Annotated in this window: 14 protein-coding genes and 1 tRNA gene; 6 read left to right on the top strand and 9 right to left on the bottom strand. The window is 59.3% G+C overall.

Features of this window, described 5'->3' with window-relative positions:
• From gcvH to ABIA48_RS20890, 6 genes are all read left to right on the top strand, one after another.
• Positions 1–384, top strand: a complete 384-nt coding sequence (gcvH, locus tag ABIA48_RS20915; RefSeq protein WP_429491038.1) for a glycine cleavage system protein GcvH — start codon at positions 1–3, stop codon at positions 382–384.
• An 11-nt stretch (positions 385–395) separates the two neighbouring features.
• Positions 396–3,263: an aminomethyl-transferring glycine dehydrogenase gene (gene gcvP / locus ABIA48_RS20910; RefSeq protein WP_429491036.1), complete on the top strand. Its 2,868-nt coding sequence runs from the start codon at positions 396–398 to the stop codon at positions 3,261–3,263.
• 207 nt (positions 3,264–3,470) lie between these two features.
• Positions 3,471–4,847: an L-serine ammonia-lyase gene (locus tag ABIA48_RS20905; RefSeq protein WP_429491034.1), complete on the top strand. Its 1,377-nt coding sequence runs from the start codon at positions 3,471–3,473 to the stop codon at positions 4,845–4,847.
• Between the two features lie 36 nt (positions 4,848–4,883).
• On the top strand, positions 4,884–6,008 hold the full coding sequence (gene gcvT / locus ABIA48_RS20900; protein WP_429491032.1) for a glycine cleavage system aminomethyltransferase GcvT: 1,125 nt from the start codon (positions 4,884–4,886) through the stop codon (positions 6,006–6,008).
• 403 nt (positions 6,009–6,411) lie between these two features.
• The gene (locus ABIA48_RS20895; RefSeq protein ID WP_007977299.1) at positions 6,412–6,624 is read left to right on the top strand and encodes a cold-shock protein; all 213 of its coding nucleotides are present in this window, start codon (positions 6,412–6,414) and stop codon (positions 6,622–6,624) included.
• Positions 6,625–6,719: 95 nt separating this feature from the next.
• Positions 6,720–7,208 (top strand): RDD family protein, encoded by a 489-nt coding sequence (locus tag ABIA48_RS20890; protein WP_007982290.1) that lies wholly within the window; start codon positions 6,720–6,722, stop codon positions 7,206–7,208.
• Between the two features lie 135 nt (positions 7,209–7,343).
• On the opposite strand, the gene nadA is transcribed toward ABIA48_RS20890, so the two are convergent.
• The 9 genes from nadA to tolR form a co-directional block, all read right to left on the bottom strand.
• Positions 7,344–8,402: a quinolinate synthase NadA gene (nadA, locus tag ABIA48_RS20885; protein WP_007982288.1), complete on the bottom strand. Its 1,059-nt coding sequence runs from the start codon at positions 8,400–8,402 to the stop codon at positions 7,344–7,346.
• Positions 8,403–8,672: 270 nt separating this feature from the next.
• Positions 8,673–8,748, bottom strand: a tRNA-Lys gene (locus ABIA48_RS20880).
• 63 nt (positions 8,749–8,811) lie between these two features.
• The gene (gene queC, locus ABIA48_RS20875) at positions 8,812–9,504 is read right to left on the bottom strand and encodes a 7-cyano-7-deazaguanine synthase QueC (protein ID WP_007982287.1); all 693 of its coding nucleotides are present in this window, start codon (positions 9,502–9,504) and stop codon (positions 8,812–8,814) included.
• Position 9,505: 1 nt separating this feature from the next.
• A complete protein-coding gene (gene queE / locus ABIA48_RS20870) occupies positions 9,506–10,153 on the bottom strand; it encodes a 7-carboxy-7-deazaguanine synthase QueE (RefSeq protein WP_007982285.1) in 648 nt (215 codons plus the stop codon).
• Between the two features lie 166 nt (positions 10,154–10,319).
• Positions 10,320–11,159 carry a tol-pal system protein YbgF gene (gene ybgF, locus ABIA48_RS20865; protein WP_429491029.1) on the bottom strand — a complete coding sequence of 280 codons (840 nt, stop codon included), beginning with the start codon at positions 11,157–11,159 and terminating at the stop codon, positions 10,320–10,322.
• A gap of 6 nt (positions 11,160–11,165) precedes the next feature.
• Positions 11,166–11,663 (bottom strand): peptidoglycan-associated lipoprotein Pal, encoded by a 498-nt coding sequence (gene pal / locus ABIA48_RS20860; RefSeq protein ID WP_003178634.1) that lies wholly within the window; start codon positions 11,661–11,663, stop codon positions 11,166–11,168.
• A 52-nt stretch (positions 11,664–11,715) separates the two neighbouring features.
• Entirely contained in the window at positions 11,716–12,996 is a 1,281-nt protein-coding gene (gene tolB / locus ABIA48_RS20855; RefSeq protein WP_429492899.1) for a Tol-Pal system beta propeller repeat protein TolB, read from the bottom strand.
• Between the two features lie 17 nt (positions 12,997–13,013).
• A complete protein-coding gene (gene tolA, locus ABIA48_RS20850) occupies positions 13,014–14,093 on the bottom strand; it encodes a cell envelope integrity protein TolA (protein WP_007977318.1) in 1,080 nt (359 codons plus the stop codon).
• Positions 14,093–14,545, bottom strand: coding sequence for a protein TolR (gene tolR, locus ABIA48_RS20845; protein WP_162130292.1), 453 nt, complete (start codon positions 14,543–14,545; stop codon positions 14,093–14,095). Before tolR ends, tolA begins: the two co-directional genes overlap by 1 nt.
• Between the last annotated feature and the right edge of the window lie 12 nt (positions 14,546–14,557).

The raw sequence follows: 14,557 nt of genomic DNA, 5'->3' as shown, positions 1-14,557 counted from the left end.
ATGAGCGAGTTGCGTTTTACTGAAGATCACGAATGGCTGCGCACCGAAGCTGACGGCAGCGTCACGGTTGGCATCACCGCTTTCGCACAGGACGCCCTGGGCGACGTGGTGTTCGTTCAACTGCCTGAGCTGCAGTCCTACGACAAAGGCGCCGAAGCCGCCACCGTGGAATCGGTAAAGGCTGCAAGCGGCGTGTACATGCCGCTGGACGGCGAAGTGCTGGAAGTGAACCCGGCGCTGGACAGCAGCCCTGAACTGGTCAACGAAGATCCGCTGGGCGAAGGCTGGTTCTTCCGTTTCAAACCAAGCGACGCCGCCGCTGTCGGCCAACTGCTGGACCAGGACGCCTACGACCGCCTGATCAAAGCGCAAGCCGAAGCCTGAGGAGCGATGACATGACTCAAATCAATCCTGCCGTTGTAAACATAAGCACCGCCAACGAATTCATCGCCCGTCACATCGGCCCGCGTGCCGGCGACGAGCAAGCCATGCTCAACAGCCTCGGTTTCGACTCCCTGGAAGCCCTGAGCGCCAGTGTGATTCCCGACAGCATCAAGGGCACCAGCGTCCTCGGCCTGGAAGACGGCTTGAGCGAAGCCGATGCCCTGGCCTTGATCAAGTCCATCGCGAGCAAAAACCAGCTGTTCAAGACCTACATCGGCCAGGGCTACTACGGCACCCACACGCCGTCGCCGATCCTGCGCAATCTGCTGGAAAACCCGGCCTGGTACACCGCCTACACCCCATATCAGCCAGAAATCTCCCAGGGCCGTCTCGAAGCGCTGCTGAACTTCCAGACCCTGATCAGCGACCTCACCGGCCTGCCGATCGCCAACGCCTCGCTGCTCGACGAAGCCACTGCCGCTGCCGAAGCCATGACCTTCTGCAAACGCCTGAGCAAGAACAAGGGCAGTCACCAATTCTTCGCCTCCGTGCATTGCCACCCGCAGACCCTCGACGTACTGCGCACCCGTGCCGAGCCTTTGGGCATCGACGTGGTGGTTGGCGACGAGCGCGAACTGAGCGACGTGACGCCGTTCTTCGGCGCCCTGCTGCAATACCCGGCGAGCAACGGTGACGTGTTCGACTACCGCGAGCTGACCGAACGCTTCCACGCCGCCAACGCCCTCGTCGCCGTGGCTGCCGACCTGCTGGCCCTGACCGTGCTGAGCGCACCGGGCGAGTTCGGTGCCGACGTAGCCATCGGTAGCGCACAGCGCTTCGGCGTGCCGCTGGGCTTCGGTGGTCCGCACGCGGCGTATTTCTCCACCAAGGATGCGTTCAAGCGTGACATGCCGGGCCGTCTGGTCGGTGTTTCCGTAGACCGTTTCGGCAACCCGGCCCTGCGTTTGGCCATGCAGACCCGCGAACAACACATCCGTCGCGAGAAAGCCACATCGAACATCTGCACCGCGCAAGTGCTGCTGGCCAACATCGCCAGCATGTACGCCGTGTACCACGGTCCAAAAGGCCTGACACAGATCGCCAATCGCGTGCATCACCTGACCGCAATCCTGGCCAAAGGCTTGAGCGCATTGGGTCTGAACGTCGAGCAAGCGAGCTTCTTCGACACCCTGACCGTGAAGACCGGCGCTCAAACCGCCGCCTTGCACGACAAGGCACACGCCCAGCGCATCAACCTGCGCGTGGTCGATGGCGAGCGCCTGGGCCTGTCCCTGGACGAAACCACCACTCAGGCCGACGTTGAAACCCTGTGGAGCCTGCTGTCCGATGGCAAGGCCCTGCCAGACTTCGCCGCCCTCGCCGCCTCGGTGCAGAGCACCATCCCGGCCGCGCTGGTGCGCCAGTCGCCGATCCTCAGCCACCCGGTGTTCAACCGTTATCACTCGGAAACCGAGCTGATGCGTTACCTGCGCAAACTGGCGGACAAAGACCTGGCGCTGGATCGCACCATGATCCCGCTGGGTTCGTGCACCATGAAGCTCAACGCCGCCAGCGAAATGATCCCGGTGACCTGGGCCGAGTTCGGCGCCCTGCACCCGTTCGCTCCGACCGAGCAAAGCGCCGGTTATCAGCAATTGACCGACGAACTGGAAGCCATGCTGTGCGCTGCGACCGGCTACGATTCGGTTTCGCTGCAACCGAACGCCGGTTCCCAGGGTGAATACGCAGGTCTCTTGGCGATTCGTGCCTACCACCAGAGCCGTGGCGAAGACCGTCGCGACATCTGCCTGATCCCGTCGTCGGCCCACGGCACCAACCCGGCCACCGCTCAGATGGCCGGTATGCGTGTGGTCGTGACCGCGTGCGATGCCCGTGGCAACGTCGACATCGAAGACCTGCGCGCCAAGGCGATCGAGCACCGCGAACACCTCGCCGCGCTGATGATCACCTACCCGTCCACCCACGGCGTGTTCGAAGAAGGCATCCGCGAAATCTGCGGCATCGTTCATGACAACGGCGGCCAGGTGTACATCGACGGCGCCAACATGAACGCCATGGTCGGCCTCTGTGCCCCGGGCAAGTTCGGCGGCGATGTTTCGCACCTGAACCTGCACAAGACCTTCTGCATCCCGCACGGCGGTGGCGGCCCGGGTGTCGGCCCGATCGGCGTGAAATCGCACCTCGCGCCATTCCTGCCAGGCCACGCCCAGATGGAGCGCAAGGAAGGCGCCGTTTGCGCGGCACCGTTCGGCAGCGCGAGCATCCTGCCAATCACCTGGATGTACATTCGTATGATGGGTGGCGCGGGTCTCAAGCGTGCTTCGCAGCTGGCGATCCTCAACGCCAACTACATCTCCCGTCGCCTCGAAGAGCACTATCCAGTGCTGTACACCGGCAGCAACGGCCTGGTGGCGCACGAGTGCATCCTCGACCTGCGTCCGCTGAAAGACAGCAGCGGCATCAGCGTCGATGACGTCGCCAAGCGCCTGATCGACTTCGGTTTCCACGCGCCGACCATGTCGTTCCCGGTAGCCGGCACGCTGATGATCGAGCCGACCGAAAGCGAATCCAAGGAAGAACTGGACCGCTTCTGCGACGCCATGATCCGCATTCGCGAAGAAATCCGCGCAGTGGAAAACGGCACCCTGGACAAGGACGACAACCCGCTGAAAAACGCTCCGCACACCGCCAGGGAACTGGTCGGCGAGTGGTCGCACCCGTACAGCCGTGAGCAGGCGGTTTACCCGGTTGCGTCGCTGATCGAAGGCAAATACTGGCCGCCGGTCGGTCGCGTCGACAACGTGTTTGGCGACCGCAACCTGGTCTGCGCCTGCCCGTCGATCGAAAGCTACGCTTAAACCAATATGGGGGCGGGTTTACTCGCCCCTCTCAAGAACACCGCATATCCCCTTGTGGGAGCGGGCTTGCTCGCGAAGGCGGTGCGTCAGCCGCCAAATGTGCTGCCTGTTACGCCGCCTTCGCGAGCAAGCCCGCTCCCACAGGGATCTGCGCCAAGCCCCCCCCTGTTTGCGCCTATCCCTATAACAAGAAACCGGAGAACCACCATGTCGTTAAGCGTGTTCGACCTGTTCAAGATTGGCATCGGCCCCTCCAGCTCCCACACCGTCGGTCCGATGCGCGCCGCTGCACGTTTCGTCGAAGGCCTGCGCCGTGAAGGGCTGCTGACGGCCACCACCTGCGTCAAGGTCGAGCTGTACGGCTCGCTCGGCGCGACCGGCAAGGGCCACGGCAGTGACAAGGCTGTGCTGCTCGGCCTGGAGGGCGAACACCCGGACACCGTGGACACCGAAACCGTCGCTGCGCGTCTGCAAGAAATTCGCGGCAACGGTCGCTTGAACCTGCTCGGCGAACACAGCATTGCGTTCAATGAGAAAGAACACCTGGCGATGATTCGCAAACCGTTGCCCTATCACCCCAACGGCATGATTTTTCGCGCCTTCGACGCCGCGGGCCTGCAGATCCGCAGCCGCGAGTATTACTCGGTCGGCGGCGGTTTTGTGGTCGATGAGGACGCCGCCGGCGCCGACCGCATCGTCGAAGACGCCACGCCCCTGACCTTTCCGTTCAAGAGTGCCAAGGATCTTCTCGGTCATTGCGTCAAATACGGGCTGTCCATCAGCCAGGTGATGCTGACCAACGAAAGCGCCTGGCGTCCGGAAGCGGAAACCCGCGCCGGCCTGCTGAAAATCTGGCAAGTGATGCAGGACTGCGTCGCCGCCGGATGCCGCAATGAAGGCATCCTGCCCGGCGGGCTGAAGGTCAAGCGCCGGGCCGCGGCGCTGCATCGGCAATTGTGCAAGAACCCGGAATCGTCATTGCGCGACCCGCTGTCGGTGCTGGACTGGGTCAACCTGTACGCCCTGGCCGTCAACGAAGAAAACGCCAACGGCGGGCGCGTGGTCACGGCGCCCACCAATGGTGCGGCCGGGATCATTCCGGCGGTGCTGCATTACTACATGCGGTTTATTCCCGGCGCGAATGATGACGGCGTGGTGCGTTTTCTGCTCACTGCGGCGGCCATCGGCATTCTGTACAAGGAAAACGCCTCGATCTCCGGCGCCGAAGTCGGTTGTCAGGGCGAAGTCGGCGTCGCTTGCTCGATGGCTGCCGGTGCCTTGTGCGAAGTCCTTGGCGGCACCGTGCAACAAGTGGAGAACGCCGCGGAAATCGGCATGGAACACAACCTCGGGCTGACCTGCGACCCGATTGGCGGGCTGGTGCAAGTGCCTTGCATCGAGCGCAATGCCATGGGTTCGGTCAAGGCCATCAATGCCGTACGCATGGCCCTGCGCGGCGACGGGCAACACTTCGTCTCCCTCGACAAGGTTATCCGCACCATGCGCCAGACCGGCGCCGACATGAAAAGCAAATACAAGGAAACCGCCCGTGGCGGTTTGGCGGTCAACATTATCGAGTGCTGATGTGCACTCATCTGCACCCTTCTTCAGGAGCTGAATATGTCCACCGAACAACTGTTGAAAACCCCGTTGCACGCACTGCACATCGAACTCGGCGCCCGCATGGTGCCGTTCGCCGGCTACGACATGCCGGTGCAATACCCGCTGGGCGTGATGAAAGAACACCAGCACACCCGCGACCAGGCCGGGCTGTTCGATGTCTCGCACATGGGCCAGATCCGCCTGACCGGTGCCAACGCGGCCGAGGCCCTGGAAACCCTGGTGCCGGTGGACATCATCGACCTGCCGGTGGGCATGCAGCGCTACGCGATGTTCACCAATGCGACGGGCGGCATCCTCGATGATTTGATGGTGGCCAACCTTGGCAACGACGAACTGTTCCTGGTGGTCAACGCCGCCTGTAAGAATCAGGACCTGGCACACCTGCAAAAGCACATCGGCAATCAGTGCACGATCGAGCCATTGTTCGAAGAACGCGCCCTGCTCGCCCTGCAAGGTCCGGCGGCGGTCACTGTGCTGGCACGTCTGGCACCTGAAGTGGCCAAGATGACCTTTATGCAGTTCGCTCGAGTGAAACTGCTGGGCGTGGACTGCTTTGTCAGCCGTTCGGGATACACCGGTGAAGACGGCTTCGAAATCTCCGTGCCGGCCGCCAACGCCGAAGCCCTGGCTCGCGCCCTGTTGGCCGAACCGGAAGTGGCCGCCATCGGCCTTGGCGCCCGCGACTCCCTGCGCCTTGAGGCGGGCTTGTGCCTGTACGGCCATGACATGAACACCGACACCACCCCGATCGAAGCGAGCCTGCTGTGGGCGATCTCCAAGCCACGTCGCGCCGATGGCGCACGAGCCGGCGGCTTCCCCGGCGCCGAAACCGTATTCGCTCAGCAACAGGCAGGCGTAAAGCGTAAACGCGTAGGCCTGCTGCCGCAGGAACGTACCCCCGTGCGCGAAGGTGCCGAGATCGTCAACGAAGCCGGCGACATCATCGGTAGCGTCTGCAGCGGCGGTTTCGGCCCGACCTTGGGCGGGCCGCTGGCCATGGGTTATGTCGACAGCGCTTACATCGCACTGGGCACACCCGTTTGGGCGATTGTTCGTGGGAAAAAGGTGCCTTTGCTTGTAAGCAAAATGCCATTTGTTCCACAACGCTACTATCGCGGCTGATTGAATGTTTCTATAAGTAACGCGGTTGCGTTTACAGTGCACTAATGTGTAACGCAACCGCCATAAAGTAGTGCATTGTTTGACTCTAAGCTTCGATTATGAACTTTGCTTATAACGTTCGAAAACGATTGAACAACGTTAACGTATAAGGCACTACGAGTGGACTTACTTTGCCATCAACCTGAGGAAATACGGGGCCTTCACAGGGCTTGTTTTTTCTCCCGTAGTTGGCGTAGAGTTTGTTCACTGTGTTTGCATGGGTCGCTTGGAATCGTGACCTGGGCAGTAGCCTACAAGTTAGCTACATCCCGTTCGACGTCTTCTTACTCTCCTGCAACCAGCCCCAGTACTCTTTCACGAGAAGGAGACTGTCATCAATTTTTTGCGTCAAAGGAAATAAGAAATGTCCCAACGTCAGAGCGGTACCGTCAAGTGGTTTAACGACGAGAAAGGTTTTGGTTTTATCACTCCTGAAAGCGGTCCGGATCTGTTCGTACATTTCCGTGCCATCCAGGGCAACGGCTTCAAGAGCCTGAAAGAAGGCCAGAAAGTGACTTTCATCGCCGTGCAGGGCCAGAAAGGCATGCAGGCTGACGAAGTACAAGCAGAAGCCTAATCTTCTGTTACGAAAAAGCCCCTGATGCTGACATCAGGGGCTTTTTTGTGCGCGCAAATCCGTAAAATGGCTTCTTTTTTCGCCGAGAGCCTGCCATGTCGAAACACCTGCTTACTCCCCAGGGCGACTTTCCTGCCGCTGGTCTGGGTCGTCGTCTGGCAGCCATGTTCTATGACTTCCTGCTGTGCACCGCCCTGCTGATCGTCACCAGCGGCATCTACAAGATGATCCAGATGGCGATCATCGGTGAAGAAAGGATGCGCACCCTGACCGAAGCCGGCGCGCTGGACGGTGATCCCCTTCTATCGACGGTGCTGTTGTTCGTACTGTTCGGCTTTTTTGCCAAGTTCTGGACATGGTCTGGTCAGACCCTGGGCATGCAAGTCTGGTGCATCCGGGTACAGAACGCCGACGGCTCATCCATCAGCCTGTGGCAGGCGCTGCTGCGTTTTGTGGTATCGATCGCTTCGCTGCTGTGTGTTGGCCTGGGCTTCCTCTGGTCATTGTTCGACAAGCAGAAACGCAGTTGGCACGACATGTATTCCAATACCCGGCTCGTGCGGATTCCAAAGAAGACCAAATAATTTCCCGACGCAGAAACCACTGTGGGAGCGGGCTTGCTCGCGAAAGCGGTGTGTCAGCCGATATCAATGTTGCCTGACACTACGCCTTCGCGAGCAAGCCCGCTCCCACAATTTTTGCGACCTGCCTGATAAACCTCAGGCGTTCCCGGCCAGCTTCATCCGCGCCGCCTGGGTGAAATCAAGCATACGCTTGAGCGGGCGAATCGCCTGCGGGATCAGCGCCGGGTCGACAAAGATCTCGTTTGCCCCTTCCTTCAACGCTTTCAGCGTCCGCTCAAGCGTGTTCATGGCCATCCACGGGCAATGCGCACAACTACGGCACGCCGCGCCGTTACCCGCCGTCGGGGCCTCGATAAAGACCTTGTCCGGGCACAGCTGCTGCATCTTGTAGAAGATGCCACGGTCTGTCGCCACGATCAGCGTTTTGTTTGGCAGGTTCTGTGCCGCCGCGATCAACTGACTGGTGGAACCAACGGCATCGGCCAATTCAATCACCGAGGTCGGCGACTCCGGGTGCACCAGAATCGCCGCATCCGGGTACAGCGCCTTCATGTCTTCAAGCTGTTTGGACTTGAACTCTTCGTGAACGATGCAGGCACCGTCCCACAACAGCATGTCGGCACCGGTCTGGCGCTGAATGTAGGTGCCCAGGTGCTTGTCCGGGCCCCAGATGATGGTCTCGCCGTTGTCCATCAGGCTTTCGACGATTTCCAGCGCACAGCTTGAAGTCACCACCCAATCCGCTCGGGCTTTTACCGCAGCGGAAGTGTTGGCATACACCACCACCGTGCGCTCCGGGTGTTGGTCGCAGAACGCGGAAAACTCGTCCACCGGGCAACCCAGGTCGAGCGAACAGGTCGCTTCGAGCGTCGGCATCAGCACGCGTTTTTCCGGGTTGAGGATCTTGGCAGTCTCACCCATGAACTTCACGCCGGCGACGACCACGGTCTTGGCCGGATGGGCATTGCCGAAACGGGCCATCTCCAGCGAATCGGAGACACAGCCGCCCGTCTCTTCGGCGAGCGCCTGAATGACAGGATCACAATAGAAGTGGGCCACCAGCACCGCGTCCTGAGCCTTGAGCTCGGCAGCGATGGCAGCACGGTAATAAGCCTCTTCATCGGCGGTCAGCGGCTTGGGCTGTTTGGCGTCGAGGTGGGCTTGAACCAGAAGGCGTTCGGAAATTTGCGTCATGTTCGCAAGACCTGCAGGCGCTTTCGCGCGAAAGTCGAGTATACACCCGGCTCCGTACCTTTCAGGGTACCGCCGGGAAAGTGAGTATTCATCAGGCACGGACAGCGTTGAAGCTGCGCAAGGCTACAGAATATCCGACGGATGCAAAAGGTGATTCTGACCTGCGTCATGCGCAGCAGCCTGGAGCAAGGCGGACTTGAATCGCGGGCAAAAAAAAACCCGGAAATCCTCACTTTCGTGGGCCTTCCGGATTTTCTAAACCGCCAAAAATGGTGGGTCGTGTGGGATTCGAACCTACGACCAATTGGTTAAAAGCCAACTGCTCTACCAACTGAGCTAACGACCCGCTGTGTGGTGGCGCGTATAATACTGATTTTTAAGGACTATTCAACACCTATTTTGAAAAAAATCAAAAATAAGGTGTTGGGTCGCTGATTCCGGCCGCCGCAAAGCCTTCTGCACGCAGTCGGCAGCTGTCGCACTTGCCGCATGCACGACCGTTATCGTCGGCCTGGTAACAGGAAACGGTCAGACCATAATCCACGCCAAGCTTCACGCCCGCCTGGACGATCTGCGCCTTGCTGAGGTTTTGCAGCGGTGCCTGAATGCGGAAACCATTACCTTCCACGCCGGCCTTGGTGGCCAGATTGGCCATGCGCTCGAAAGACTCAATGAACTCGGGACGGCAGTCCGGGTAACCGGAGTAATCCACTGCATTCACGCCGATGAAGATGTCTCGTGCGCCGAGCACTTCAGCCCAGCCCAGTGCGAGGGACAGGAACACCGTGTTGCGCGCAGGCACGTAAGTCACCGGAATGCCCTCACCCAACTCTTCCGGAATATCGATGCTGCTGTCGGTTAGCGCCGAGCCGCCCATGCCGTTCAGGTTGAGGCCAATCACCTTGTGTTCGACCACACCCAGGTCCCGGGCGACGCGTTCCGCGGCATGCAGTTCGGCGTGAGAGCGCTGACCGTAGTCAAAGCTCATGGTGTAGCAGCTGTAGCCTTCGGCGCGAGCCATCGCCACGACCGTCGCCGAGTCCAGGCCACCGGACAGCAGGATGACCGCACGTTTTTCAGCAGTATTGAGTTGTTCAGTCATTTCAGCGCCCCGGCTCGTCATTCCAAAGATATTTATGCAGCTGCAATTGCAAACGCACAGGCAGGTTGTCCGCCACTATCCAGTCCGCCAGGTCCCGGGCATTGAGATCATGGTGACTTGGCGAGAACAGGACTTCACCGGCACGCTGGTCCAGACCGTACTGGATCAGTTTGGACACGGACCAGTCATAGTCCTCCCGCGAGCAGATGACAAACTTCACCTGGTCGTTGGGCGTGAGCAGCTCAATGTTTTCGTAGCGATTGCGGTGTGCTTCCTTCGAACCAGGGGTTTTCAGGTCGACAACGCGACTGACCCGGGAATCTACCGCCGATATATCGATAGAGCCACTGGTTTCCAGTGACACTTCGTAACCGGCATCACACAAGCGCTTGAGCAAGGGAATGGCGTTGGGTTGCGCCAGGGGCTCGCCGCCCGTGACACAGACGTAACGCGGGCGGAAACCGGCGACCTGCTCGAGGATGTCGTCGAGCGTACGAATGGTTCCGCCGGTGAACGCGTAGGCGCTGTCGCAGTATTGGCAACGCAACGGGCAACCGGTCAGACGCACAAAAACAGTAGGCAGGCCGGCAGTCCGAGTTTCACCCTGCAACGAGTAGAAAACTTCGGTGATTCTCAATGTGTCTTGCATAGTCGCCACGGGCGTAACAGCTAAACAGGCTGTCCGCCTCCGTCAGGCACTTCAAGGAACCCCGGCAATGCGTAAGTCCCAAAAAGCGTGTTTCAGAAAAAGGGGGTGAATTCTAACGAAAAAACCCGCGACAAGCGCGGGTTTCTTTGAAACGGCTCAAGCCGTCTTACATTTTCTGCAGATCACGTTGGGCCAACTGAGCGGCGGATGTCCCCGGATATTGGGACACAACCTGCTGCAGAATGCCTTTGACCCGGTCGGTATGACCGAGACGACGCTCTACATCAGCGAGCTTGTACAGCGAATCAGGCACTTTGGCGTGCTTGGGATACAGCTGCGAAACCTTGGCAAACGCCTGACCTGCACCTTGCAGATCACCTTTGGCCAGGTTCACTTCGCCCAGCCAGTATTGCGCGTTGCCCGCGTACTGGCTGTTCGGGTACTTGCGCAGGAAAGCCGAGAAAGCCTGGCTGGCCTTGTCGAAGTCCTTGGCCTTGATCAGGTCGAAGGCAGCATCGTAATAGAGCTTTTCCTTCGCCGGATCTGCCGGCTCGCTACCTGCGGCAGGCGCTTGAGCGGCGGCCGCGCCTGCTGCCGCCCCTGCTGCTGCACCGGGGGCATTCAAATCACCACCGGCGGAAGAATTTTCAGGAGTCGCGGCTGGTGCAACGCCGGTTCCTATGCGCCGATCAAGATCCTGGTATCGCTCCAGGTTTTCCTGCTTCATGCGCGCTACATCATTTTGCAGAACTTCAATCGCACCTTGCTGGCGCTCGATCTGTTGCTGCATTGATTGCAGTTGGTTGAACAGCTCGCCCTGTGCCGAGACAGGGGCCGAAACCCCTCCCCCGGCATAGGCGCCGTTCGTACCGTAACCTGCAGGCGGATAACTGCTCCCGCTATTGTTATAACCGGAGTTGTCATCGACCACAGGAACCGCAGCCCACACCGCAAGCGGTGCAAGGCTGAGAGCCAGAACAGTTACAGCACGACGGCACGTTCGCATGACAAATTACTTACGCAGTTCGACGCGACGGTTTTGAGCCCAGGACTGCTCGTCGTTGCCGGTAGCAACTGGACGCTCTTCGCCGTAGGAAACCAGTTCCAGCTGAGCTGGGGAAACACCTTGCAGTACCAGGTAGCGCTGAACGGCTTTCGCACGACGCTCGCCCAGTGCCATGTTGTACTCACGAGTACCACGTTCGTCGGTGTTGCCTTCCAGAACAACGCGAGCGCCGTTTGCTTTCAGGTCTTTGGCGTGAACGTCCAGAGCGCGCATGGCTTCTGGCTTCAGGTCCGAACTGTCGTATTCGAAGTAGAAAGTGGTGATAGCGCGCAGTGCAGCTTCTTCGCTCAGGGAGCCGTCAACTGCACCAGTGTTTGCGCCGTAACCAGCGTTTGGATCTACCGCGCCTTCACCGGCATTGTCGCCGCCTTTGGACGAGCAACCTACAGCTACAGCCATGGCGAGAGCCAGCGCAGCAAATTTACCAAACTTCAGCATTTCCATCGTGAAACTCCTAATGAACCCCAGTGTGTTAAGTAAAACGTATAGCGCCGCGTCAGTTCAGGTAAGGGGACCAGGAAGGTTCTCTGACTTCGCCTTGTGCGGTAGGAAGCGGGAGCCTCACGCGTCCATTGATGGACACGAGCATCAAGACTCCCCGGCCCTGCTGGCGGGTGGCGTAGATTACCATGGTGCCGTTGGGCGCAACAGTGGGCGACTCGTCCAGAGTGCTATCAGTGAGGATTTTTACACTACCGCGTTGCAAATCCTGGGCCGCCACTTTGAAATTGGTGAAACCATCCTGACGGTGAATCATGACAAGCGTCTTTTCATCAGCCGACAGTTTAGGGTTGGCGTTGTAGTTACCGACGAAAGTCACACGCTCGGCACCGCCACCACCCACGCTGGTCTTGTAGATCTGCGGTTTGCCACCACGGTCGGAAGTGAAGTAGATGGTCGATCCATCCTTGCCCCAGAACGGCTCGGTGTTGATGCCAGGACCGCTGGTGACGCGGGTGATCTGACGCGAGCCCAGGTTCATCACGTAGATGTCCGGGTTGCCGTCTTTCGACAGCACGAACGCCAGGCGATTGCCATCCGGCGACCAGGCTGGCGCACCGTTCAGGCCTTCGAAGTTGGTGATCTGCTCACGGCGGCCGGTGTCGATGTTCTGCATGAAAATACGCGGACGCTTCTGCTCGAAGGAGACATAAGCGATGCGCTTGCCATCCGGTGCGAAACGCGGCGACAGGATCGGCTCGCGCGATTGCAGCAGAGTCACGGCGCGAGCACCGTCGTAGTCCGAACGTTGCAGGGTGTAGCGGGTGTTGTTCTCGGAGAAACGCTCAGCCGTTACATACAGCAGACGAGTCGAGAAGGCACCCTTGATGCCTGTGAGTTTTTCGAACGACTGGTCAGAGATGTAGTGCGCCATGTCGCGCAACTGATCGACGCCGCCCGACACGCTGCCGGTCAGCACTTGCTGCTCGGTGGCCACGTTGAACAGTGCGTATTGCACCTGCAGGCGACCGCCCGCCGGAACAATGCTGCCGACCATGACGTACTGGGCACCCAGCGCCTTGAAGTCACGGAAGATGATTTCGCTGGCCTGGCTCGGCTGGCTGATCATGTTCTGCTTTGGAAGCGGCGAGTAGTAACCCGAGTTGCGCAGATCGTTACCGATGATTTCCGCCATGTCGTCCGGCAGCACGCTACCGCCCTGGAAGCCGAACGGCACAACGGCGATCGGAGTCGCCCGATCGCTGCCGCTGGTAACCAGAATGTTTTTCTCATCTGCCATCGCCATCCCTGCCATGCAGCAGATAGCGACCAGCATTCCTCGTAGAAGGTTTCTCACAAGGCTAGATCCTCAGGTGTGAATGTCATCTTGAATGAACGATACGGAGCGAAATCACTCGGCTTCATTCCCTGCATTTCTGTCAAACGTCCAATATTCTTGACCGCTGCAACAGCCGATGCGTCAAACGGACCGTCGCCACTGGACTTGGACACGCTGACCGAAGTCACCGTACCGTCCGGCAACATGCCGATTTGCAATACGACCGTCATGCCTTTGCGCGCCGAAGGTGGACGAGCCCAGCCTTCCGCTGCACGCGCACGAATCAGATCATCGAAACTGCCGGCGACTTCGTCACCCTGCTCATCGGCCAAGGCCTGCTGACGCTGCGGCGTATCGGAAAGCAAATCTGCCAGGGCCTGGGCCTTTTTGTCTTCGGCGGATTTACGCGCCGCGTCCTGCGATTTCTTCTTCGCAGCATCGGCAGCAGCTTTCTTCTTCGCTTCTTCGGCGACTTTCTTCTTCGCCTCTTCAGCCTCGGCTTTCTTCTTGGCGTCTTCCGCGGCTTTCTTCTTCGCGTCTTCGACGATCTTTTTCTTGGCTTCTTCAGCGGCCGCTTTCTTGGCCTCTTCTTCAGCAGCCTTCTTGGCTTCTTCTTCAGCTTTCTTCTTGGCTATATCAGCCAATTGTTTCTCTTCTGCCTTCTTGGCTTCCGCGGCTTTCTTCGCGTCGTCGGCTTTCTTGGCTTCATCAGCCTTTTTCGCCTCGTCCGCTTTCTTGGCCTCATCGGCCTTCTTGGCTTCCTCGGCCTTTTGAGCCGCCTCTTCTTTCTTTTGTTCCGCCGCCTTCACCGCTTCCTGCTCGACCTTTTTCTGCTCCATCTGCTCGACTTCGGTCTGACGCGCAGCAGATTTCTGCGCCTCACCGGCAATCTTCTGATTGGTCTGGGTGGTCGCCCGACTTTTCGATTTCAGCTGGTACAAGGTCGCCTGGACAATCGGCTTGGCCGGCGGCAGTTCCGGGGTAAAGGCAAAACTGACGAACAGCATGCCGAACACCAGCACGTGCAAGCCAATCGCCCAGACACTAGGCCAGAAGTAGCTTTCCGAGGCGGACGGCTCTCGCTGTTGCTGCATCAGGGCGCCTCGGTGATCAAGCCAACATTACCGACCCCGGCTTTCTGCAACCCGCCCATGGCGCCCATGACGGAGCCGTAATCGACGGATTTGTCACCGCGAATGAAGACTTGGGTGTGCTTGCCGTTTTCATTGCCGACGCGAATGATCTTGGTCACGGCGTCAGTCATCTGCGGCAACGTCATGGCCCGGTCCTGCTGCTTGTCTGTGTCGACTTCGCTGCCGAGGTTCCAGTAATAAGTCTTGTCGGATTTGATGGAAATGGTCAGGACCTGGGTGTTGTTGTCCTGCGGCAAGGCTTCGCTGGAAACCTTGGGCAGATCAACTTTCACGCCCTGATTGAGCATCGGCGCGGTCACCATGAAAATGACCAGCAGCACCAACATCACGTCGATGTAAGGCACCACGTTCATCTCGGCGACCGGCTTGCGCTTTTTGCGAGCTCGAGCGATTAAAGCCATTGG

The sequence above is a fragment of the Pseudomonas sp. S30_BP2TU TE3576 genome (genome assembly GCF_050436025.1).
Taxonomy (GTDB): domain Bacteria; phylum Pseudomonadota; class Gammaproteobacteria; order Pseudomonadales; family Pseudomonadaceae; genus Aquipseudomonas.
Note: the sequence above shows the minus strand (reverse complement) of the source record. Positions and strands in the feature narration are given on the sequence as shown.